A 22865-nucleotide genomic window follows, 5' to 3' on the forward strand; every position below is an offset into this window, starting at 1 on the left:
CCGCACAGCCTACAGAAGCGGCCTACAGATAGGTGGGGCGGATCACCCCAACCGGCAGCCCACCGCCGAGCACGGTGAGGCCGAGGTCGGGCGCGAGCGCGTCGACATCCGTCTGGGCGATAGCCCCGGCGTCGGCGAGCAGGTGCAGCGCGACGATCGTGGCGGCGCGCAGGTTGCCATCGAGCACCTTGAGGGCGACCGTGGTGCCGTTGTCGGCCGCGGCGACGACGATGCCCTCGGCGCCGCCCTTGATGAAGAGGCCGAGGCGGTCGATGACGGTGCTGTCGCTCAGGCCGGGACCGGCCACGACCCAGCCGTGCTCGCGCACCGCTTCGGCGAGGAAGCCAGCTTCGCGGTAGATCGCGAAGGGGGAGTTCGACTTCGACCCGGCGATGCGGGCGATGCCGCGCGCGAGGCCGGTGAGGGAGATCGCGTGAACCGGGGCGCCGCATCCGTCGACGCCGCTGGCCGCGGGGCGCTCGCCGGTGAAGCGTTCGAGCACGTCGAGCACGCGTTTCTGCAGCGGATGCCCCGGTTGCAGGTAGCCCGCGAGCGGCCAGCCGTTCTGGGCGCAGGCGAGCAGCATGGCCGCGTGCTTGCCGGAGCACTCCATATAGATCGGGGCCTGGGCGAGGCCCTGGCGCACCATGGCGTCACGGGTGGAGCGGCCGATCGGCCAGGCCGGCGGGCAGCCGAGGGCCGACTCCGGAATGCTGGCCCGGGCGAGCAGCCCGCGCACCAGCTCGACGTGTTTCGGGGTGCCGCTGTGGCTCGCGGTGGCGATCGCGGCGTCTTCCCCGCGCAGGGTGACCCCGCTCGCCATCGAGGCGATCGCCTGGAACGGCTTCATCGCCGAGCGCGGGTAGACCGGGGACGTAACGTCACCGAGGGTGCGCAGCACCTCTCCCGAGGTTCCGAGTACGATCGCGGATCCGGCGTGCCGGGACTCTACGAATCCGCTGCGTTCCACGACGGCGAGTTCGACCGCGTTCTCGATGGTGAAGGTTTCACCCATGCTGGTGCTGCTCACTCCCCGTTCACCCGGCCTAGAGCGACGCGATGGCGTCGTCGATGACCGAGAGTGCGTCAGCGATGAGGGCGTCGGAGAGGGCGAGGCTGGGCAGGAAGCGCAGCACGCTGCCGTAGGTTCCCGCCGTCAGCAGCAGCACGCCGTGCTGGCTCGCGTAGGCGGAAATCGCGCTCACCGCGGCCGCGTTCGGCAGCTTGGTCGTGTCGCCGGTGCCGGGCTGCACGAGTTCGATCGCGATCATGGCACCACGGCCGCGGATCTCGCCGATGATGTCGTACTTGTCCTTGAGAACGGTGAGGCCGGCGGTCAGGCTCGCCTCGATGCGCTGGGCTTCGCCGAGCAGGTTGTTGTTCTCGATCGCGTCGAACACGGCGATCGCCGCGGCGCAGGAGACGGGGTTGCCGCCGAAGGTGCCGCCGAGGCCGCCGGGCTGGCTGGCGTCCATGATCTCGGCGCGGCCGGTGACACCAGCCAGCGGAAAGCCGCCGGCGATGCCCTTGGCGCTGAGCACCAGGTCGGGGACCCAGCCGAAGTGTTCGCTCGCGAAGTATTTTCCGGTGCGGGCCATGCCGCTCTGGATCTCGTCGGCGATCATGACGACGCCGTTGGCGGTGCACCACTGCTGCAGGGCGGGCAGGTAGCCCTCGGCGGGAACCATGAAGCCGCCCTCGCCCTGGATCGGCTCGACCACGAGGCAGGCGAGGTCGGCCGCGCCGATGACCTTCTCGAGGTAGCCGATGGTGCGGGCGGCGGCATCCGTGCCGCTGAGACCGTCGTGATACGGGTAGGAGCTCGGTGCGTGGTAGACGTCGCTCGCGAGCGGGCCGTAGCCGGTCGCGTAGGGCGCGGCCTTGTAGTTCATGGCCATCGTGAGCACGGTGCGGCCGTGGTAGGCGTGGTCGAGCACGGCGACGGCGCGGCGCCCGGTGTACTTGCGAGCGATCTTCACGCCGTTCTCCACGCCCTCGGCGCCGGAGTTGACGAGCACGCTCTTCTTCGCGAAGTCGCCGGGGGTGTGCTCGGCGAGCAGCTCACAGACCCGCACATATTCTTCGTAGGGCGTGACGGTGAAGAGGGTGTGCACGAAATCTTCGGCCTGCTCCACGGCGGCCGCGACGACACTGGTCTCGGTGTGGCCGACCGTGGTCACGCCGATGCCGGCTCCGAGGTCGATGAACTGATTGCCGTCGACGTCGACGATGATCGCCCCGTTGGCCTTCGTGATGTAGACCGGCAGCATCGAAGCGACACCGCCGGAGACGACCGCGAGCCGTCGGCGGTGCAGCTCGGCCGAGATCGGACCGGGTATCGCGGTCACGATCTTGCGTTCCTGGGGGACCGTATATACGGGGGCAGAAGATGCGGGGGCAGAAGAAGCGGGCACGGCGGCAGAAGCAAGGGTGTCAGTCATGATTGCCCTAGTTTACGGCCCGACACCGCCTGCGCCTGTAGGGACTGGGAGAATCGTGTGCAGGCGGGGATTCCCCGGTAGCGCTCGAAGGTAGGGGAGACGTATGAACGGGGTTCACGAGTACGCGGTCACGGTCGACTGGACCGGCAACCGCGGCACCGGCACGAGCCACTACAAGGCTTACGGGCGCGAGCACACCATCACCGCGGGCGGGCGGGCATCCGCTGCCCAGAGCCCAATCCTGGGGTCGAGTGACCAGACTTTCCACGGCAATGCCGATCGGTGGAACCCCGAAGAGCTGCTGCTGGCGGCGCTCAGCCAGTGCCACCTGCTGTCGTACCTGCACGTCGCCGTGCGCAACGGGGTCACCGTCACGGGCTATACGGATGCCGCGATCGGCACCATGGAACAGTTGCCGGGCGGCGGCGGTCACTTCACGAGCGTGACCCTGCGTCCCCGGGTCACGATCAGCGACCCGGAGCAGGTCGCCTTCGCGCAGACCCTGCACGCCGAGGCCGCCCGCGAGTGTTTCATCGCGGCATCCGTCAACTTCCCGGTGCTGCACGAGCCCGAAACCGTCGCGGGCCCGCCACCGGCTCTGGCAGGCTAGTTGTAGAGCATGCCGCCGTCGACCAGCAAGACCTGGCCGGTCACATAATCGGAGTCGGGCCCGGCGAAGAATGACACGACCTTGGCGACATCGTCGGGGGTCTCGATGCGGCCGAGGGCGATGCCGTCGACGTTCTCCTTGAGGTTCTGGCCGAGCGGCTTGCCGTTGATCTCGCTGAGCTTCTCGTCGATGAGCTCCCACATTCCGGTGCCGACGATGCCGGGCGCGTAGGCATTGACGGTGATTCCCTTCGGAGCGAGCTCCTGGGCCGCCGCCTGGGTGATGCCGCGCACCGCGAACTTCGAGGCCGAATAGGCGCCGAGAATCGGGAAGCCCTGGATGGCGGCGATCGACGCGGCCGAGACGATCTTTCCCTTGTGGCCCAACTCGTCGAACTTCGCGGCTGCGGCCTGGATTCCCCAGACGACGCTGTTGACGTTGATGCGGAAGATCTTGTCGAGGTCGTCGGCGGTGATATCGACGATGGGCTTCACCTGGGCGATGCCCGCGTTGTTGACGATGACGTCGAAGCCGCCGAGAACATCGGTGGCCGTCTGCACGGCGGCGAAGACCTGATCGCGCTCGGAGACGTCGGCGGAGACGAATACGGCCTTGCGACCCAGCGCCTGAATCTCCTTGACCACTCCGGCACCCTTCTCGGCCTGAAAGTCGAGATCGGCGACGGCGATGTCGAAACCGTCCTGGGCCAGGCGAAGGGCGATGCCGCGGCCGATGCCCTGGCCGGCTCCGGTGACGAGGGCGACCTTGGTCGTGGAGGCGTTCTGTTGTGCTGCGTTCTGCTCTGCTGTGTTCTGCATGGGTGGCTTCTTTCCTGACGATTCGTCGCTCGGGCTGTGCCGGGCGGCATCCGTCGTTGTAACTGTGGCCTGGCGCTCCACGCCAGCGGAGGGGCGCCGCGCGTGTCACCGTGTGGCTTGCCCTTGGATAGTAGAACCAGCCCGCCATCGGGGAAATTCCATCCCTCTCAGCAAACGATCAGCTTCAGCCCCGCGCCCAACCGTGAGTTGAGCATCGTTTCTCGCCCGGAACGGATGCTCAACTCACGGTTCGACGTCAGGGTCGACCCGGCTAGTCGGGAACGACGACCGCGCGGCCGCGGATCTTGCCCTGGTGCAGCAGCTCGTAGGCGCGCGGAGCTTCGTCGAGGCTGAACGTCTCGATTTCCACGCCGATCGACCCGGCGCGGGCGAGGTCGAGAACCTCGATCAGTTCGGAGCGAGACCCCCAGTACGGCGCGCGCACGGCGACGTCCCACGCGGTGGTCTGGATGCCGACCCCGAGTGCGCCGCCGGCGATACCGACGATGCTGATCTCGGCCTCCACCGCGGCGATCACTCCGGCCAGGTCGACCGTCGCCTGGGCGCCGACGAAGTCGAAGATCGCGTCGGCGCCGAGGCCGTGGGTGAGGTCGCGAATGGTGCCCGCGGCAGCCGCGTTCGAGAGGATGGCGTGGTGTGCCCCGACCTCGCGGGCGAGGGCGAGCTTCTCCTCCGACACATCGAGGGCGATGATGTTCGCGCCCGTCATCGCCCGGATGATCTGGATGCCGACGTGACCGAGGCCACCGGCACCGATCACGACGGCCGTGCTGCCGGCGCCGAGCTTTGGGAGGGACCTCTTGATGGCGTGGTAGGGGGTGAGGCCGGCGTCCGTCAGCGACACGCTCTTGACCGGGTCGAGGTCTCCGAGCGGCACGAGGTGGCGCGGCGAATCGATGAGCATGTATTCGGCCATCGCGCCGGGGGAGCCGAGGCCGGGGGGAGCGATGCCGAGGGCGGCGGCGTTGGTGCAGTAGTTCTCCTTGCCCTCGGTGCAGTTGTGGCAGTGACCGCAGCCCCAGGGGCCGTAGACGGCGACGGATTCGCCGATGCGGAGGTGTTCCACGCCCTCACCGAGGGCCGCGACGGTGCCGGCGCCCTCGTGGCCGAGTGTCAGCGGCAGGCCGTAGATGTACTGTTCGGCGGACAGGCTCATGATGAATTCGTCCGAGTGGCAGGCGCCGGCGGCGGTCACTTTGATGACGACCTGGCCGGGGCCGGGTTCGGGGTCTGGCACGGTGACGACGCGGGGCGGGGCACCGATTTCGAGGTACTGAAGCGCTTTCATGTTATCTCCTGGCTGGAAGTGCACGAGCGAACTGTGTTGACACGATCAGCCTAGGCGCGCGGCCCTGACCCGTGAGTCAAGCATCCGTTTCCGCCGGCCCGAACGGATGCCTGACTCACAGTTCGGCGAGGTGGCACGGCGGTGGACTAGCGCGGTTTGCGTAGTACTGCTGAGAATGTAGTACCGTGGGGTGCGTTGCAGGGGTTGGCCCCGACACCGACGAACGAAGGAGACGCATGGATACCACCCAACTGCTCAAGGGGGTGCTCGATGTGGCCGTGCTGGCCGTGATCGCGAAGGATGACGGGTACGGCTACGACGTGGTGCGCCGCCTGCGCGCGGCCGGCCTCGACGCGGTGGGGGACGCATCCGTCTACGGCACGTTGCGCCGGCTCTACACGGCCGGGGCACTCTCGACCTACGTGGTGCCGAGCGACGGCGGCCCGAACCGCAAGTATTACGCGATGAACGCTGAGGGCCGGGCCATGCTCGCCGAGCAGCGCACCAATTGGACCCGGTTCGCGAGCACCCTGACGCTGCTGCTCGACGAGCCCGCCCAGACCACCCACCTTTCCAGCACGAACGGGGACCAGTCATGACCGACGCCACCGCACCCACCCAGTCCGACACATCGGCTATCCGCGACTTCGCTGCGGCCGTGCGCGGCCAGCTCAACGACCTGCCCGCCGACGACGTCGACGACTTGACCGACGGGCTCGAGGCCGACCTGACCGAGCAGGCCGCCGATGCCGCTGACTCCTCACCCGAGTTGGGAGACCCGGTCGCCTACGCCGCCGAGCTGCGCGCCGCAGCCGACCTGCCGCCCCGCGCCGAACCGGGTGCAGGTGTGAAGCGGGAGTCGCTGGTACGACGCGTGGGCACCCGGGCCCGCAGCTCTAGAGCGGATGCCGCGCGCAGCATCCGCCAGAGCCCGGCGGGCGCGCAGCTGCTCGACTTTCTGCTCGTGCTGCGTCCGCTCTGGTGGGTGCTGCGCGGCTGGGCCGTGTACGTCGTCGCGAATATCTTCTTCGGGGGGTCCTTCGAGGTTCTTCCGGCCGATCCCATCCGGGGCATCGCCCTGCTGGCCTTCGTGACGCTCAGCGTGCAATGGGGCCGGGGACGCTGGCTGCCCTGGCACTGGCTGCTCGGCTTTCGCACCCTCGTGAGCGTGTGCGCGGTCCTCGCCCTTCCGTGGCTGCTGTTCATCGCGGCGCACGAGATCACCGCGCAGAACAACGTCAACGCCTCCTACGACTCATATGTCACGCCCGGGCTGGTTCAGAACGGCGAGCAGGTCACCAACATCTTCGCCTACGACGCCGAGGGCCAGCCCCTGCCCGACGTGCAGCTCTTCGACCAGGACGGTCAGCCGCTCGGTGTCGTCGAGGACCCGGCGAACACGCCCTACCTGTCGCAGTACGACTCGGCAGGCACCGAACACATTCTGGTGCCGAGCCTGCTGGTTCCGGGCGGCAGCGGCTGGAATGTCTATCCCCTGGGTCAGGTGGCCTCGCAAGACGTCTACCCGTTCGACGCGCTCGCGCCGCTGGGGGAGGGTGAGGCGACGCCGTTCCCGTTCGCCCAGGTACAGCCGCTCGTGGCGGCGCCCGAGGCGGGGGAGGCGACCCCGTCGCCGACCCCGACGGCCGAGCCCACGGCATCCGCTACGAAGGTGCCCGCGCCGACCCCGGCGTCGACCGACGCGGATGCCCAGCAATGAGGGAATTCGGCGCGGACATCTCGCCCGCAGACGTAGAACTGCCCGCGACCCATTCCGTGGACATCACGGAATGGGTGCGGGCAGGCCGGGACTGAACTCTACGGCTTCGAGAGCAGCGCGAGGGCCTCTTCGAGCACGCTCATGGCGTCGTCGATGAGCTCGTTCGAGATCACGACGGGCGGCATGATGCGCAGCACGGAGTCCCAGCTGCCGGAGTCGAGAACGATGACACCGTTCGCCACCGCGTGCGCGATCACGGCGGTGAGCGCCTCGGGGTACTGCGCGGTGGTTCCGGGGTGCACGAGCTCGACGCCGAACATGGCACCCTTGCCGCGCACCTCGCCGACGACCGGGAACTTCTCGGCCCAGTCGCCGATGCGAGCCCACATGGCCGCTTCGACGCGCTGCGCCTCACCGATCAGGTTGTCGCGCTCGATGATCTCGAGCACGGCGAGGGCGGCCGCGGTCGAGACGGGGTTGCCGCCGAAGGTGCCGCCGATTCCGCCGGGCTGCACGGAGTCCATGATGTCGGCACGGCCCGTGACGGCGGCGAGCGGGAAGCCGCCGGCGATGCCCTTGGCCGTGGTGACGAGGTCGGGCACGACGCCGTGGTGCTCGATCGAGTACCAGGCTCCGGTGCGCGCGATGCCGGCCTGGATCTCGTCGGCGACGAAGACGATGCCGTTCTCGGTGCAGAACTCGCTGATGCGCTCGAAGTAGCCGGGTGCGGGAATGACGATGCCGCCGTCGCCCTGGATCGGCTCCACGAAGAAGGCGGCGATCTCGGTCGCGCCGATGTGGGTGGTGATGTAGTCGATGGTCTTCTCGGCCGCTTCGAGGCCGGTCAGTCCGTCGCGGTACGGGTAGCTGGTCGGCACGCTGTAGATCTCGCCCGGGAACGGGCCCATGCCGGCGCGTTCCGGCCAAGGGCGGTACGTCATCGTCATGGTGAGGTTGGTGCGGCCGTGGAAGGCGTGGTCGAGGGCGACGATGGCGCGACGGCCGGTGAACTTGCGGGCGATCTTCACCGCGTTCTCCACCGCTTCGGCGCCGGTGTTCACGAGGATCGTGTGCTTCTCGAAGTCACCGGGGGTGATGGCGTTGAGCTTCTCGGCGACCTTGACGTAGGTCTCGTAGGGCGTGACGGTGAACAAGGTGTGCATGAGCTTGCCCGCCTGGGCGGATGCCGCGGCCGCGACCTCGGGGTGCGCGTGCCCGATCGTGTTCACACCGATTCCCGATCCGAGGTCGATGATCTGGTTTCCGTCGACGTCGACGAGGATCGCTCCGGCGGCGTGGTCCATGTAGATATTGGCGAGGGTGCCGGCGCCGCGGGCGACGGATGCGACACGTCGCGCCTGCAGGGCGACGGACTGCGGGCCGGGCAGTTCCGTGACGAGTTTGCGTTGCTGGGGAACCGAATACGTAGCAGTCATCTGTCCACCATAGGACTGTGGGCTGGGTGCCGGGACCGCGAGGGGCCCGGCGAGCCTAGACGCGCTCCCGCGGGAAGACCCGGTCGGCAAGGCGCACGAGCGGATTCGCCGGGGTTTCGTTGTAGCTGCCGGCCAGTTCCTGTCCTGACAGCTCGTGAATGGCGGCCATGATCTCATCCGTCGCCTGACGGCGGGCCTTGCCCGACGTGGCCGGGCCGTGGGCGCTCAGATCGATCGGGGCGCCGAAGCTCACCGTGACCTTGCGGATGCGCGGCACCTTCGAGCCGACCGGCTGGATTTCCTGGGTCCCGACGAGGCCGACGGGCACCACCACGGCCCCGGTCGTCAGGGCGAGCCAGGCGACGCCGGTGCGGCCTCGATAGAGACGGCCGTCGAGGGAACGGGTACCTTCCGGGTAGATGGCAAAGGCACCCTCGGCTTCGAGCACCGCGCGGCCCTCGTCGAGGGCGGCCTGGGCCGCCTGGCCGGCTCCGCGTTCCACGCCGATCGCCCCGATCGCGGTGAAAAAGGTGCGGGACACCCAGCCCTTCATGCCGGTGCCGGTGAAGTAGGTCGATTTCGCGAGGAACTGCACGCGGCGGGTGGCGACCAGCGGAATCACGATGCTGTCGATGAAGGACAGGTGGTTGCTCGCGAGGATCACGCGGCCCGTGCTCGGGATGTTCTCCCGGCCGACGATGTGCGGCCGAAACACGACGCGAGCGACGGGCGCCATGATGCCGTAGCCGAGAAAGTAGACGAAACCGGGACGTTTCACACGCGGAAGGTCAACGGAGACCTCTGGATCCTGAGGTTCTTCGCTGGCACCGGTCACCCGACGACACTACCGCTCGCGTGCACGTTGCCCCGCCACAACCCGCCGACAGCGCTCGCATGCCTCGAGGGGCATACGCCTACCATGGGGGAATGCGCAGAGTAATCATCCTCGGTTCCACGGGCTCGATCGGCACCCAGGCCCTCGACGTCATCAGGGCCAACCCGCAGCGGTTTGAGGTCGTGGGGCTGTCCGCCGGCCGCAACCGCGACCTGCTGGCCGAACAGGCCGAGCTCTTCCACGTCGACGACACCGCGCTCGGCGCCGACGAGGCCGAACTGCTCGTTCGTGACGTCGACGCCGATGTCGTGCTCAACGGCATCACCGGCTCGGTCGGTCTCGGCCCGACCCTCGCCGCCCTGAAGGCCGGCCGCACGCTCGCCCTCGCCAACAAGGAATCCCTGATCGTGGGCGGCGACCTGGTGAAGACGCTCGCGAAGCCCGGGCAGATCGTTCCGGTCGATTCGGAGCACTCGGCAATCGCCCAGGCGCTGCTCTCGGGGACCGCCGCCGAGGTGCGGCGGCTGGTGCTGACGGCATCCGGCGGCCCGTTCCGGGGGCGCACCCGCGAATCGCTGCGCGACGTCACTCCGGCTCAGGCACTCGCCCACCCGACCTGGGACATGGGGCTCGTCGTCACCACGAACTCCGCCACTCTCGTGAACAAGGGACTCGAGATCATCGAGGCGCACCTGCTGTTCGACGTGGAATACGACCGTATCGATGCCGTCGTGCACCCGCAGTCGGTCGTGCACTCGATGGTCGAGTTCGTCGACGGATCGACCATCGCGCAGGCGAGTCCGCCCGATATGAAGCTGCCGATCTCGCTCGGCCTCGACTGGCCGAACCGGGTCGCCGCCGTCGGCACCCCGATCGACTGGACGACCCCGCACACCTGGACCTTCGAGCCCCTCGACGACCAGGCATTTCCCGCGGTCGAGCTGGCGAAGAAGGTGGGCCGTGCCGGCGGAACCTACCCGGCCGTCTTCAACGCGGCGAACGAGCAGGCCGTAGCAGCCTTTCACGCCCGGCGCATCGGCTTCCTGGACATCGTCGACACGGTGCTGCGGGTGGTCGAATCGCACGAACAGGATGGCCCGCTCACCCGCGAGTCACTGGCCGGCGCGGAGGCCTGGGCGCGAGCCGCGGCCGATCGACTCCTCGCCCCCTAGGCCCCGCGTTCAGTCGTCGTCGTCTTCGTCGTTGCAGATGCCGTCTTTGTCGTCGTCATCGTTGGGCTTGCACTCTTTATCGTCGTTTTTGCCCTTGTTGTCGTCATCCTCGTCATCATCATCAGACGTCGGCGTGGGGCTCGGAGTCGGGCTCGGCGACTCGGACGGTGTCGGCGTCGGCGTCGGCGTCGGCGTCGCAGTGGCGCTGCGCGTCGGAACCGGCTCCGGCACGCTCGCTTCGACGGCGGCGAGCAGGTCCGCGTTCACGACGGTGATCGCCGCCTGGATCTCGGCGGACCGTTCCGCGGTGATCTGGCCGGCCGAGGCCGAGGTGCGCAGGTCGGCCTCGACCGCGCTGAGCAGCGACAGTGCCGTCTCGTAGTCGCCGGCCGCGGCGGCGCTTGTCACGTCGAGCACGCTCGCCTGCAGGCGATCGGCGGTGGCCGGTTCGAGGGCGGCCGGGGCGTTCGAGCATCCGCTCAGGGTACCGAGCACGATCAGGGCGGTCGCCGCGAACAGGGTCAGGCGCGACCGGTTTCGGGCGAAAGGACGGGGGCTCACGGGTTCACGCTTTCTTGAAGCTGCTGCAGGCTGGTGCCGAGTTGGCCGTCGACGGCCGGGTAGTTCGGGGGTGGAGACACCGGTTGGACCGTCTGCGTCGCGATAAACAGCGCGATGAGGGCGCCGAGCATGACGACGGCGATCACGATCGAGCCGGTGATCACGGCGCGCTTGGGCATGGCGCGCGGCTGGCTGCTCGGTGAACGCAGCACACCGCCGCCCGCATTGGGCACGGCCGTCGGGGCAGCGGATGCCGCGGCCGGCGCGGCAACGGCGGCAGCGACCACCGGAGCCACGACCGTGGCGGCCGTCGGCGGTGCCGGGGTGAACGGGGTCACCGGCAGCAGCAACGTCGGCGCGGGGGCATCGTCGGCGGCCGGCAGCAGCCGTGTGGGGGCCGGCATCGCTGCCGTCGATTCGACTCCGCTGGTCGCGTCGATGGTGGCGAGAAGCTCGGTCGCGGCGGCCGACGGGTCAACCGGTGCGGGGACATCCGTCGCCAAGCCGGTTGTCGCGAGCGCCCGCAATGTCACTGCGGCATCGGCGGCGGTCGGCCGGTCGGCCGGGTCTCGGCTCGTCATCGCCGTCAACAGCTGCGACCAACCGGAACCGAGCGAAGCGGGAATCGAGGGCTGGCGCTGCAGCCGGGCCATCGCGGACTCGACCGCGGTGCCCGGGTAGGCGCGCTCGCCGGTGAGGCACTCGAGCAGCACGAGGCCGAGCGAATACAGGTCGGTGGGGGAGCCGAGCGACCCGCCGAGTGCCTGCTCCGGGCTCAGGTAGCTCGCCGTGCCGAGCAGGGTGCCGGTCGCCGTCAGCCGGGTCTCGTCGAGCAGCCGGGCGATGCCGAAGTCGGCGAGTTTGGCGTGCATGCTGCGGCCCGGAAATCCGGAGGCGCCCAGCAGCACGTTGGCCGGCTTGATGTCGCGGTGAATGATGCCGCGGCCGTGCACGTAGTGCAGCGCCTCGGCGAGGTCGGCGCCCATACGGGCGACATCGGCGGGTTCGAGGGGCGGCCCGGCCTGGATGCGGGTGCGCAGGTCGGAGCCGTCAACGTATTCCATCACGATGAACGTGCGCGGGGCGCCGTTGATCTCGGTCGTGCCGGCGTCGTATAGGGTGACCAGCGCGAAGTGGTTGAGGCTCGCGAGCAGAGCGATCTCACCGCTCTGGCGCTCCGGACCGGCTCCGTCGAGGCTGTCGTTGCGGAACAGCTTGACCGCGACCGTGCGGCCGAGGGCAGCATCCGTCGCCTCATAGACGGATGCCATGCCGCCGGTTCCGATCAACCGGTCGAGTCGAAAGCGGTCGGCTAAGACGGCACCGATGGCGCGGGTCGAATTCATGTCGTTCACGTTCCCATGAAACCACAGACGACCCCCAAGAGAGCGGTCGAGGGTGGTGCTGCGGCCCCACAGGGCAGATGGCCAGCCGCTTTGCAGCTTGGGACGGATACTCTACCCAAGTGGAATCCGTGCTGCTATTCATCCTGGGCGTGCTCGTCATCGTCGTGGGCCTCGCCTTGTCGATCGGCCTGCACGAAATCGGGCACCTCGTGCCCGCGAAACTGTTCGGGGTGAAGGTCACGCAGTACATGATCGGCTTCGGCCCCACCCTCTTCTCGAAGAAGAAGGGCGAGACCGAATACGGTGTGAAGGCCATTCCCCTCGGCGGCTACATCGCCATGATCGGCATGTTCCCGCCCCGCAAGGGGGAGGCCGTGCGCACCGCGAGCACCGGATTCTTCGACACGCTCGTGCAGGAGGGCGAACCCGCCGCCACCAAGAAGCCGAGCGCGGCGGCGACCATGGTCGAGGACGCCCGCCAGGCCAGCGCCGAGAGCATCGGCGCGGGTGAAGACCACCGCGCGTTCTACCGCCTGCCGGTGCTCAAACGCATCATCATTATGCTCGGCGGACCGTTCATGAACCTGCTGATCGCCGTCGTGCTGTTCGCGGTGCTGCTGATGGGCTTCGGCGCAGCGCAGGCGACCACGACCGTCGGCAGCGTGAGCGAGTGCGTGCTGCCGGCCACGAGCGACCGGCAGACCTGTGAGGCCTCCGACGAGGTCGCGCCCGGTGCGGCCGCCGGCCTGCAGCCCGGCGACCGCTTCGTCAGCATCAACGGAACACCGATCGAGACCTGGGAACAGTCGACCGAGATCATCCGCGACTCGGCGGGCGACACCCTCAGCGTGGTCGTGGAACGGGACGGCGTCGAGCAGACGCTCACGATTACCCCCAAACTCACCGAACGCTACGTGCTCAACGACGCGGCCGAACCCGAAACGGATGCCTCCGGCGACGCGATCACGGAACAGGTCGGCTTCGTCGGCATCGGAACCGCATCCGCCACTGTTCCCCAGCCCGCGTCGGCGGTGCTGCCCCTGGTCGGCCAGACCATCGGCACCACGGCGAACATCATCCTCAACCTGCCCCAGCGGCTGATCGACGTGGCCAACGCGGCTTTCAGCTCCGGCGAACGCGACCCGAATGGCCCGATCAGCGTCGTCGGCGTCGGCCGTATCGCGGGCGAGATCACCATGATGGATACCATCCCGGCCGCCGACAAGGTCGCGACGATGCTCGGCATCCTCGGCTCGGTCAACATCGCGCTGTTCGTCTTCAACCTCGTGCCGCTGCTGCCGCTCGACGGCGGCCACGTCGCCGGTGCGCTGTTCGAGGGCATCCGTCGCTTCTTCGCGAAGCTGTTCGGCAAGCGCGACCCGGGCCCGGTCGACATGGCCAAGCTCATGCCGCTGACCTTCGCGGTCGTGATCCTGCTCGGCGGCATGAGTCTGCTGCTGATCTACGCCGACATCGTGAAACCCATCAACATCTTCGGCTAGGTTCAGTTCGTCCTCCCCGAACTACTCCCCGGGGCGGATGCCGCGGCCCGCCCGGGGGAATAGCATCGAGCCATGCCAGCACACTGGGACTCCGACGCGGCCTGGTACCAGCGTGCCCCCCGGGACGGAGTCGACCAGGGCGACAGCGCGGCCGGTGGCTGGGGGTCCGGCTGGGGCGCTCGCGAAGGCGGGCCGCCGAACGATGCCCGGCGCGCGCGACGGCTGTGGTTTCCGGTGTTGTTCTCCTTCCTCGTGCAGGTGCCGCTGGTTGCCCTGCTGACCTGGCCGGGGCGCCAGACCGACGACCATTTCGGCGACATGCCCATGGTGCACGGCGCCGAGAGCGGTGGCGCGGCCGGCGGCTTCGACGCGTCACGCGGCGGCTTCAGCGACGGAATCGCCGGCGCCCTGTTCGGCGACCGCCCTGGCCTGCAATTGGGGAGCTGGCTCGTCGCCGTCATGCTGGCGTTCATCGGACCGCTCGCGCTCATCGGCGCGCGGAGGTTTCCCGGCCCGGTTGTCGCGGTCGCCGCGGCCGCGGTCGGCGCCCTCGTGCTGCTGCGCCCCGACCTCGGTGTTCCGCCGATCGCACTGGCCGTCGCGATCGTGCTCGGCATCGTGCGCGGCGCCCGGGTCTGGGTCTACGCCTCCGTCGCCACAGCCTGGGTCGCCACGATCGCCCTCGCGGCCCTGTTCGAACTCGACCTGCCGCCGCTGCGCATCATGGCGGCCACGCTCGGTCTCGCGGTCGTGATGGCTGCCGGGGAAGGCATCCGCAATCGCCGGGAGCGCTTTCGTGACCTGCGCCGCACGGCGGCCGCCCGCCAGCAGACCGCGGAACAGCGCGAGCGGGTGCGCATCGCCCGGGAACTCCACGATGTGCTCGCGCACTCGCTCTCCCAGATCAACGTGCAGGCCGGCGTGGGGCTGCACCTCATCGACAGCCAGCCGGAGCGGGCCGCCGAAGCCCTCGCGAGCATCAAGAGCACCAGCAAGAACGCGCTCGAAGAAGTGCGCACCGTGCTCGGCATCCTGCGGTCGACCCCGGATGGCTCAACCCCGGATGACGGTGGCGCCCCGCTCGCCCCACAACCCGATTTGGCCGGACTGCCCGCGTTGATCGAGTCGTTCACCAGGCAGGGCCTCGCCGTCGAATTCGCGGCCGCGCCGGCACTCACCGGCGCGTCGCCCCCGGCGGCCACCCAGCTCGCGCTCTACCGCATCGTGCAGGAAGCCCTCACCAACGTGCTGCGGCACGCCCGAGCGGCGACCGTGCGGGTGGAACTCGGTTGCGACGCCACGGGCTACCGCCTCACGGTGACGGATGACGGTTCCCTCGCCCCCGGCGCCGGCCCGTTGCTGCCCGGCGGCGGGCTACTCGGCATGCGCGAGCGCGCCGAACTGCTCGGCGGCAGCCTGCACGTGCATCGAGTTCCGGTCGGTCAGGGCGGCGGCGTGCGGGTCGAGGCCATGATTCCGGTGCTTCCGCGTCGGGATTCCCGGCCAGGCTCGGACCCGGCATGACCAACTCGGCAGTCGAGGGCGCCCGAGCCCTGCGTGTCGTCATCGCCGATGACCAGCAGCTGATTCGGGCAGGCTTCGCGGCACTGCTCGAGTCCGAACCCGACATCGCGGTGGTCGGGCAAGCCGCGACCGGCCGGGAAGCCGTGGAGCAGGTGACGCGCCTGCGTCCCGATGTGGTGCTCATGGACATCCGTATGCCCGATGGTGACGGCCTGTGGGCGACCGAGCAGATCATCCGGGATCCGCAGCTGTCGCGCACCCACATCGTGATCGTCACGACCTTCGAACTCGACGAGTACGTTGCGCATGCCATCCGCGCCGGCGCGAGCGGATTCCTGGTCAAGGACACCGAACCGACCGAACTGATTCGTGCCGTGCGCGTCGTCGCGGCCGGTGACGGCCTGCTCTCACCCGGAGTGACCCGGCGGCTGCTCGCGCGCATGGCCGCCGGGCTGCGCGAGCCGACGGATGCCGCGGCGCTCGCCGTTCTCACCGACCGCGAACGCGAGGTTCTCGCCCTCGTCGGCCTCGGACTGACCAACACCGAGATCGGCGTGCGGCTGTTCCTGAGTCCGCTCACGGCGAAGACGCACGTGTCGCGCATCATGACGAAACTCGCCGCCCGCGATCGGGTGCAGCTCGTGATCACGGCCTACGAGGCCGGACTGGTCAGTCCCAGCTGGTGAGGGCCCAGCTGGTGCCGCAGCCTGCACCCGGGGGAGTAGTCGAAGTGTCTCCCGAGGGCCGTTTCGCTCGGTGCGGTTGTGGAGGAATCTGATTCTGACGGATGACGCATCCGTCCTGGCTTAGGTGCCAGACGTTCTCGGATTGGACTCCTCATGCTGAGCACCGCACTCGCGACACTGTCGACACTGGCCGCCCGCCCCGACTGGGGCGACCGCATGGGCTACGGAATGGGGATGGGCTGGAGTGCCGGCTGGCTGTTCCTGCTCATCCCGCTGTTCTGGATTCTGGTCTTCGGTATTCTCTTCGCCATCTTCGGCCGCCGCTGGCGCCGCGGCATGCGCAGTGGCGCGGGCATGCATCCCGGCTGGCAGCAGGCGGCGACGGATGCCCGCAGCGCCGAGAAGACCCTCGCCGAACGTTTCGCGCAGGGCGACATCGACGAGGTGGAGTACCGCGCCCGGCTCGAGGTGCTGCGCGCCAACCGCGAGACCCCGCCGACCTCCGAGTAGCGGTATCCGCTGCGGTCGGAGCCTGGTGAGTTCCGGACTTCGTGCCTTCGTTTCGTTCGCGACGGCACGAAGTCCGCAACTCAACCGCCGAAGCGGGCGGATCCCGCTCGCGGGCGAGCTAGCGGGAGAGCAGCAGGGCCTCGCCCTGGCCGCCGCCGCCGCAGAGGGCGACGGCGGCCTTGCCGGTCCCGCGGCGGGACAGCTCGAGCGCGGCGTGCAGCGCGAGCCGCCCACCGCTGGAGCCGACCGGGTGGCCGATCGCGATCGCTCCGCCGTGAATGTTGACGACGTCGCTGGACACGCCGAGGTCCTTGCTGGACTGCACCGTGACCGCGGCAAATGCCTCGTTGATCTCGATCAGATCGAGGTCTGCGGCGCGCCAACCCTGCTTGTCGAGCGCGCTCTGGATCGCGTTGGCCGGCTGGGAGTGCAGCGAATTGTCGGGGCCGGCGACTTGGCCCGAGGCCTCGATCACCGCGAGCCACTCGAGCCCATTCGCCTCCGCGAACTCCCGGCTGCAGACGACGACCGCGCTCGCGCCGTCGCTCAGCGGCGACGAGTTGCCGGCCGTGATGGTGCCCTCGGCCGCGAACGCCGGACGCAGCTTGCCGAGCGTCTCCGTCGTGCTCGCGGCGCGCACGCCCTCGTCGACGGTGACGAGCACCGGCTCACCCCGACGCTGCGGAACGCTGAGCGGGGTGATCTCGTCGTCGAACAGTCCGGCTTCGGCGGCCGCGGCGGCGCGCTGGTGCGAGGCTGCCGAGACTTCGTCCTGCATGAGGCGGTCGATGGCAAGTTTTTCGTTGGTGCGCTCGGTCGAGAGCCCCATCGAGAGGCCATCGAAGGCATCCGTCAGCCCGTCGTGGGCGGCGTGGTCGAGCATCGTGACGCTGCCGAAGGCCCAGCCCTGGCGCGAACCAGGCAGCAAATGCGGCGCACGGGACATGGATTCCTGACCGCCGGCAACGACGACGCTCGCCTCGCCGAGGCGCACCAGGCGGGCGGCGTCGATAATGGCGGCGAGCCCGGACAGGCAGACCTTGTTGACGGTCATCGCCGGCACATTCCACGGGATGCCCGCAGCAATGCTGCTCTGGCGGGCCGGGTTCTGCCCGCAGCCGGCCTGCAACACCTGTCCCATCAGCACGAAGTCAACCTGGTCGGGGCTGACGCCGGCACGGGCGAGGGCCCCGGAGATGGCCGCGGCACCGAGCTGCACGGCGGTCAGGCTCGAAAGCTGGCCATTCACCTTGCCCTGCGGGGTTCGGGATCCGGCGAGAATGACAACTTCAGTGGCGCTCAATGGAGACTCCTTCGTCTGCGTGCTCGATGCGCCCAGCCTAGTGGCGCCCACCGACAGCCGCTCGACAGCCGACATGCAGCGTGCCGACAGCTGCCGCGCAGCCGCCTCGCGTAAGCTACTCGCGTGGCTGCTATCAATATAGGGATGCCGAAAGTACCCGAGGTACTCGCTCCCAGACGTGTTTCCCGTCAGATCAAGGTCGGCAAGGTTATGGTCGGGGGCGGCGCTCAAGTGAGCGTGCAGTCGATGACCACGACGCCGACCACCAACATCAACGCGACCCTGCAGCAGATCGCCGAACTCACGGCGAGCGGATGCGACATCGTGCGCGTCGCCGTTCCGACCCGCGACGACGCCGAAGTGCTGTCGATCATCGCGAAGAAGAGCCAGATCCCCGTCATCGCGGACATTCACTTCCAGCCCAACTATGTTTTCGCGGCCATCGACGCCGGGTGCGCCGCCGTACGCGTCAATCCCGGCAACATCCGCAAATTCGACGACCAGGTCGGCAAGATCGCTGCCGCCGCGAAAGCCGCCGGCACGAGCCTGCGCATCGGTGTCAACGCCGGATCTCTCGAGCCGAGCATCATGGCGAAGTACGGCAAGGCCACCCCGGAGGCGCTCGTCGAGAGCGCCGTCTGGGAGGCGAGCCTGTTCGAAGAGCACGACTTCCACGACTTCAAGATCTCGGTCAAGCACAACGACCCGGTCATCATGGTCAAGGCCTACCGCCTGCTCGCCGAACGTGGCGACTGGCCGCTGCACCTCGGCGTGACCGAGGCCGGACCGAGCTTCCAGGGCACCATCAAGAGCGCCACCGCGTTCGGAATCCTGCTCGGCGAGGGTATCGGCGACACCATTCGGGTGTCGCTCAGCGCGCCGCCGGTCGAGGAGATCAAGGTCGGCCTGCAGATTCTGCAGTCCCTCAACCTGCGTGAACGCAAGCTCGAGATCGTCTCCTGCCCGAGCTGCGGCCGGGCCCAGGTCGACGTGTACAAGCTCGCCAACGACGTCACCGACGGGCTCGAGGGCATGACGGTTCCCCTGCGCGTCGCGGTCATGGGATGCGTCGTCAACGGACCTGGCGAGGCCCGCGAGGCCGACCTGGGTGTCGCATCCGGTAACGGCAAGGGCCAGATCTTCGTGCGCGGCGAGGTCATCAAGACCGTGCCCGAGGCGGATATCGTCAAGACCCTGATCGAGGAGGCCAACCGCCTGGCCGCCGAGATGCCCGCCAGCGAGGATTCCCTCGGCGCCCCGACGGTCACGGTCGGCTCGAACTAGCCGCAGGCCGCCCGAAATGGGTGGCCGCTACCGCATTGACCGGAGCGGCCACCCCCGTCGGGTGCGTTCATGACCGTTCAGCGCCAGACCGCCGACGGCCGGCCAGGCCCGCGAATAGTGCGAACCCGGCCACACGCGTAAGGTAGGTCAGTGCCTACACGTCTCTCTAACTACTTCCTGCGTACTCTTCGTGAAGATCCTTCCGACGCGGAGGTGACCAGCCACCGCCTGCTCGTGCGTGCGGGGTACATCCGGCGTCAGGCCCCGGGTATCTTCGCCTGGCTGCCCCTGGGCCTGCGGGTCAAGGCGAAGGTCGAGAAGATCATCCGTGAGGAGATGGCCGCGGCGGGCGCGCACGAGGTGCACTTTCCCGCGCTGCTGCCCCGCGAACCCTACGAGGCCACCGGCCGCTGGGACGAGTATGGCGACGGCATTTTTCGCCTGAAAGACCGCAAGGGCTCCGACATGCTCCTCGCCCCGACGCACGAAGAGGTTTTCACCCTCCTCGTGAAAGACCTGTACAGCAGCTATAAAGACCTGCCGCTTTCGATCTACCAGATCCAGGACAAGTACCGCGACGAGGCACGCTCCCGCGGCGGTCTGTTGCGCGGCCGCGAATTCACCATGAAGGATGCCTACTCCTTCGACTACACCGATGCCGGCCTCGACGCGAGCTACCAGAACCAGCGCGACGCCTACGAGCGCATCTTCACCCGCTTCGGCCTCGAATACGCCATCGTGAAAGCGGATGCCGGCGCCATGGGCGGATCCAAGAGCGAAGAGTTCCTGCACCCGACCGCGGTCGGCGAGGATACCTTCGTGCGTTCCGCCGGCGGCTACGCGGCCAACGTCGAAGCCTTCACGACCCTCGTGCCCGAGAGCATCGACTTCACCGGTGCCGCCGCCCCCGTGATCTACGACACGCCCGACACCCCCACCATCCAGACCCTCGTCGACGTGGCCAACGCAACTCACCCGCGCCCCTCCGGCATCGCTTGGACCGCCGCCGACACCCTCAAGAACGTCGTTCTCGCGCTCATGCTGCCCGACGGCAGCCGTGAGATCATCGCGATCGGGGTTCCCGGCGACCGCGATGTCGACCTCAAGCGGGTCGAGGTCGCCTTCGCCCCCGCGGAGGTCGAAGCGGCCAACGAGACCGACTTTCTGCGCTACCCGGGCCTGGTCAAGGGTTACATCGGGCCGTGGACGGCGGCCGGCCCGGTGCTCGGCGCGGGAGAAGGCGCGGAGGTCTCGACCACCGGCATCCGTTACTTCGTCGACCCCCGAGTCGTCGCGGGCACCGAATGGATCACCGGCGCCAACGAAAACGGCCGCCACGTCTTCGGCCTCGTCGCGGGCCGAGACTTCGCCATCGACGAGACGATCGAGGCCTCCGACGTGCGCGCCGGCGACCCGGCGCCCGACGGCTCCGGCCCGGTCGAACTGATCCGCGGCATGGAGATCGGCCACGTCTTCCAGCTCGGCCGCAAGTACGCCGAAATCCTCGGCCTCAAGGTTCTCGACGAGAACGGCAAGCTCAAGACCGTCACCATGGGCTCGTACGGCATCGGCGTGACCCGCATCCTCGCGGTCATCGCCGAACTCAACAACGACGCGAAGGGCCTGATCTGGCCCGAATCCGTCACACCGTTCGACGTGCACGTGATCGCCACCGGCCGCGACGAGGTCGTCTTCGAAGCGTCGGAGACCGTTGTCGCCGCCCTCGAAGCCGCCGGCCGCGAGGTGCTCTACGACGACCGCCGCAAGGTGTCGCCCGGCATCAAGTTCGGCGACGCCGAACTGATCGGGGTTCCCAAGATCGTGATCGTCGGCCGCGGCGCGGCCGACGGCATCGTCGAGCTCTGGGATCGCCGGAGCGGCGAACGCGAGCAGATCGCCATCGAAGAGGTCACCGCGCACTTCGCCTGAACTTGTCGGACCGCGACGGATGCCCTCAAGTCAACCCGGGGCATCCGTCGCTTCGCTGTACCCGCGTGGGGATGCCCGAGCGGGGACAGCGGTGACGGGGCGTGCCAGATTCGGGTAGCGTAGTGGGAAGCCCGCTGCGCAGTTTCGCGGCGGCAAGAATCTGAATAGAGGAGGCCGGCCATGGACATCGACCTCAGTGTTTTGCGGCTTATGGAGCGCGAGAAAGAGATTCCCTTCGAGGAACTCGTGCAGATCATCGAACAGGCGATTCTGACCGCCTACATCAAGCACAGCACCCAGGAAGTATCCACGCACGGTGAACCGCCCACGCAGGCCACCGACGACGTACCCGGAGCGCGAGTCGTACTCGATCGCAAGACCGGGCACGTGGACATTTTCATCCCCGAGCACGACGATGAGGGCAACGTCATCGGCGAAGCCGTCGACAACCCGACCGACTTCGGTCGCATCGCCGCCTTCGCGGCGAAGCAGGTCATCAACCAGCGCCTGCGCGACCTGGCCGATGATGCCGTTCTCGGTGAGTTCAAGGGCCGTGAAGGCGACATCGTCGCCGGCATCATCCAGCAGGGCCCGAACCCGCGCATGATCCACGTGGACCTGGGCACGATCGAAGCGATCATGCCGCCCGAAGAGCAGGTGCCGACCGAGAAGTACGTGCACGGCGCCCGCATCCGGGTGTTCGTCACGGCCGTCGGTCGTGGCCTCAAGGGCCCGCAGATCACCGTGTCGCGCACCCACCCGTCTCTCGTGCGCAAGCTGTTCGCCCTCGAAGTACCCGAGATCGCCAGCGGTGTCGTCGAGATCGTGTCGCTCGCCCGCGAAGCCGGCCACCGCACGAAGATCGCCGTGCGTGCGACCGAACCCGGCGTCAACGCCAAGGGTGCCTGCATCGGTGAACTCGGACAGCGTGTGCGCGCAGTGACCGCTGAGCTGAACAACGAGAAGATTGACATCGTCGATTTCTCGTCGGACCTGGCCACCTTCGTGGCGAGTGCCCTGTCGCCGGCCAAGGTGACCAGTGCGTACATCATCGACGAGTCGATCAAGGCCGTTCGGGCCCTCGTGCCCGACTATCAGCTGTCCCTCGCGATCGGCAAGGAGGGCCAGAATGCCCGCCTCGCCGCCAAGCTCACGGGGGCAAAAATCGACATTCAGCCGGACAGCATTCTGGAGGATGTCGAATAGGGGGTACGATGGATCCCGTTAGAACGTGCATTGGGTGCCGTTCGCGCGCTGCACGGTCTTCCCTTCTCAGGGTGGTGGCCGGAAAATCGGAACTCGTGGTGGATGACACCATGACACTCCCCGGCAGAGGTGCGTGGCTGCACCCGACCGCTTCGTGCTTCCAGGAGGCACTGAAGCGCCGCGCTTTTGGGCGTGCCCTTCGCGTGACCAGCTTGCTGGACGCGAGACAACTAGAGAACAGGCTGAATGGCTAATGGATAACTAATGAGCGGCTCGAAATGAGACCCGTCCGTTATTAACGGTCTGCCCCTTTCCGGGCGCAGACCCGGAACAGGAGAATTGTGGCTGCAAAACCACGCGTACACGAGATCGCCAGCGAGCTCGGAGTCGACAGCAAGGTAGCCCTTGCTAAATTGAAAGAAATGGGCGAGTTCGTCAAGGGACCGTCCTCCAGTGTTGAGCCTCCCGTAGCCCGTCGCCTTCGCGCGGCGCTGCAGGAACTGGCCGCCAGTGCGACCACCGTTTCCGCGACCCCCGCCACCGCGGGTGCCGCGGCCGCTACCGTCACCACGTCCGCACCGCGGCCGAGCACCGGCATGAAGCCCGGCGTTCGTCCGAGCGCGGCGCGCCCCGGCCCCAAGCCGGGCGCCCAGGCCCCCGCCCCCGCGGCGCC

At 68.3% G+C, this 22865-nt stretch carries 22 protein-coding genes; 13 read left to right on the top strand and 9 right to left on the bottom strand.

What is annotated here, in order from left to right; all coding sequences use genetic code 11:
• Positions 1-22 precede the first annotated feature (22 nt).
• Entirely contained in the window at positions 23-1015 is a 993-nt protein-coding gene (locus tag D6T64_RS03365; protein WP_119971651.1) for an asparaginase, read from the bottom strand.
• Positions 1016-1046: 31 nt separating this feature from the next.
• Positions 1047-2441: a 4-aminobutyrate--2-oxoglutarate transaminase gene (gene gabT / locus D6T64_RS03370; RefSeq protein ID WP_119971584.1), complete on the bottom strand. Its 1395-nt coding sequence runs from the start codon at positions 2439-2441 to the stop codon at positions 1047-1049.
• 103 nt (positions 2442-2544) lie between these two features.
• Here gabT and D6T64_RS03375 point away from each other — a divergent pair, with 103 nt between their 5' ends.
• On the top strand, positions 2545-3051 hold the full coding sequence (locus D6T64_RS03375; protein WP_119971588.1) for an OsmC family protein: 507 nt from the start codon (positions 2545-2547) through the stop codon (positions 3049-3051).
• On the opposite strand, the gene D6T64_RS03380 is transcribed toward D6T64_RS03375, so the two are convergent.
• Both D6T64_RS03380 and D6T64_RS03385 read right to left on the bottom strand, forming a co-directional pair.
• The gene (locus D6T64_RS03380) at positions 3048-3869 is read right to left on the bottom strand and encodes an acetoin reductase (protein WP_119971591.1); all 822 of its coding nucleotides are present in this window, start codon (positions 3867-3869) and stop codon (positions 3048-3050) included. The two genes, D6T64_RS03375 and D6T64_RS03380, sit on opposite strands and share 4 nt — an antisense overlap.
• Before the next feature lie 271 nt (positions 3870-4140).
• Entirely contained in the window at positions 4141-5178 is a 1038-nt protein-coding gene (locus D6T64_RS03385; protein WP_119971594.1) for an NAD(P)-dependent alcohol dehydrogenase, read from the bottom strand.
• A 236-nt stretch (positions 5179-5414) separates the two neighbouring features.
• Here D6T64_RS03385 and D6T64_RS03390 point away from each other — a divergent pair, with 236 nt between their 5' ends.
• Both D6T64_RS03390 and D6T64_RS03395 read left to right on the top strand, forming a co-directional pair.
• The gene (locus D6T64_RS03390; protein ID WP_119971597.1) at positions 5415-5777 is read left to right on the top strand and encodes a PadR family transcriptional regulator; all 363 of its coding nucleotides are present in this window, start codon (positions 5415-5417) and stop codon (positions 5775-5777) included.
• The gene (locus tag D6T64_RS03395; protein WP_119971600.1) at positions 5774-6898 is read left to right on the top strand and encodes a PepSY domain-containing protein; all 1125 of its coding nucleotides are present in this window, start codon (positions 5774-5776) and stop codon (positions 6896-6898) included. The genes D6T64_RS03390 and D6T64_RS03395 overlap by 4 nt, the downstream gene beginning before the upstream one ends.
• 98 nt (positions 6899-6996) lie before the next feature.
• On the opposite strand, the gene D6T64_RS03400 is transcribed toward D6T64_RS03395, so the two are convergent.
• Positions 6997-8334, bottom strand: coding sequence for an aminotransferase class III-fold pyridoxal phosphate-dependent enzyme (locus D6T64_RS03400; RefSeq protein WP_119971603.1), 1338 nt, complete (start codon positions 8332-8334; stop codon positions 6997-6999).
• A gap of 55 nt (positions 8335-8389) precedes the next feature.
• Complete coding sequence (locus tag D6T64_RS03405) at positions 8390-9169, bottom strand: lysophospholipid acyltransferase family protein (RefSeq protein WP_377010633.1); 780 nt, start codon at positions 9167-9169, stop codon at positions 8390-8392.
• A 92-nt stretch (positions 9170-9261) separates the two neighbouring features.
• Here D6T64_RS03405 and dxr point away from each other — a divergent pair, with 92 nt between their 5' ends.
• On the top strand, positions 9262-10341 hold the full coding sequence (gene dxr, locus D6T64_RS03410; protein WP_119971607.1) for a 1-deoxy-D-xylulose-5-phosphate reductoisomerase: 1080 nt from the start codon (positions 9262-9264) through the stop codon (positions 10339-10341).
• A gap of 9 nt (positions 10342-10350) precedes the next feature.
• Here the strand turns inward: dxr and D6T64_RS03415 are convergent, their stop codons facing one another.
• Both D6T64_RS03415 and D6T64_RS03420 read right to left on the bottom strand, forming a co-directional pair.
• Positions 10351-10902: an outer membrane protein assembly factor BamD gene (locus D6T64_RS03415; RefSeq protein WP_119971609.1), complete on the bottom strand. Its 552-nt coding sequence runs from the start codon at positions 10900-10902 to the stop codon at positions 10351-10353.
• Positions 10899-12248: a serine/threonine-protein kinase gene (locus D6T64_RS03420; RefSeq protein WP_119971613.1), complete on the bottom strand. Its 1350-nt coding sequence runs from the start codon at positions 12246-12248 to the stop codon at positions 10899-10901. Before D6T64_RS03420 ends, D6T64_RS03415 begins: the two co-directional genes overlap by 4 nt.
• A 119-nt stretch (positions 12249-12367) precedes the next feature.
• Here D6T64_RS03420 and D6T64_RS03425 point away from each other — a divergent pair, with 119 nt between their 5' ends.
• The 4 genes from D6T64_RS03425 to D6T64_RS03440 all read left to right on the top strand — a co-directional run bounded on the left by D6T64_RS03425 (position 12368) and on the right by D6T64_RS03440 (position 16470).
• The gene (locus D6T64_RS03425) at positions 12368-13750 is read left to right on the top strand and encodes a M50 family metallopeptidase (protein ID WP_233550808.1); all 1383 of its coding nucleotides are present in this window, start codon (positions 12368-12370) and stop codon (positions 13748-13750) included.
• 72 nt (positions 13751-13822) lie between these two features.
• A complete protein-coding gene (locus D6T64_RS03430; protein WP_119971616.1) occupies positions 13823-15274 on the top strand; it encodes a sensor histidine kinase in 1452 nt (483 codons plus the stop codon).
• Positions 15271-15960: a response regulator gene (locus D6T64_RS03435; RefSeq protein ID WP_119971619.1), complete on the top strand. Its 690-nt coding sequence runs from the start codon at positions 15271-15273 to the stop codon at positions 15958-15960. The genes D6T64_RS03430 and D6T64_RS03435 overlap by 4 nt, the downstream gene beginning before the upstream one ends.
• Positions 15961-16113: 153 nt before the next feature.
• Entirely contained in the window at positions 16114-16470 is a 357-nt protein-coding gene (locus D6T64_RS03440) for an SHOCT domain-containing protein (RefSeq protein ID WP_119971621.1), read from the top strand.
• 118 nt (positions 16471-16588) lie between these two features.
• Here the strand turns inward: D6T64_RS03440 and D6T64_RS03445 are convergent, their stop codons facing one another.
• Positions 16589-17773 (bottom strand): acetyl-CoA C-acetyltransferase, encoded by a 1185-nt coding sequence (locus tag D6T64_RS03445; protein ID WP_233550809.1) that lies wholly within the window; start codon positions 17771-17773, stop codon positions 16589-16591.
• Positions 17774-17896: 123 nt separating this feature from the next.
• Here D6T64_RS03445 and ispG point away from each other — a divergent pair, with 123 nt between their 5' ends.
• From ispG to D6T64_RS03470, 5 genes are all read left to right on the top strand, one after another.
• Positions 17897-19057 (top strand): flavodoxin-dependent (E)-4-hydroxy-3-methylbut-2-enyl-diphosphate synthase, encoded by a 1161-nt coding sequence (ispG, locus tag D6T64_RS03450; protein ID WP_199719042.1) that lies wholly within the window; start codon positions 17897-17899, stop codon positions 19055-19057.
• Between the two features lie 150 nt (positions 19058-19207).
• Positions 19208-20986, top strand: a complete 1779-nt coding sequence (locus tag D6T64_RS03455) for a proline--tRNA ligase (RefSeq protein ID WP_119971633.1) — start codon at positions 19208-19210, stop codon at positions 20984-20986.
• Between the two features lie 180 nt (positions 20987-21166).
• Positions 21167-22192: a transcription termination factor NusA gene (gene nusA / locus D6T64_RS03460; protein ID WP_119971637.1), complete on the top strand. Its 1026-nt coding sequence runs from the start codon at positions 21167-21169 to the stop codon at positions 22190-22192.
• Positions 22193-22200: 8 nt separating this feature from the next.
• A complete protein-coding gene (locus D6T64_RS03465) occupies positions 22201-22446 on the top strand; it encodes a YlxR family protein (RefSeq protein WP_119971640.1) in 246 nt (81 codons plus the stop codon).
• A gap of 87 nt (positions 22447-22533) precedes the next feature.
• On the top strand, positions 22534-22865 hold a 332-nt coding region (locus D6T64_RS03470), incomplete at its 3' end, for a translation initiation factor IF-2 N-terminal domain-containing protein (protein WP_199719043.1).

This window comes from Cryobacterium melibiosiphilum, assembly GCF_003602235.1.
Classification (GTDB): Bacteria; Actinomycetota; Actinomycetes; order Actinomycetales; family Microbacteriaceae; genus Cryobacterium; species Cryobacterium melibiosiphilum.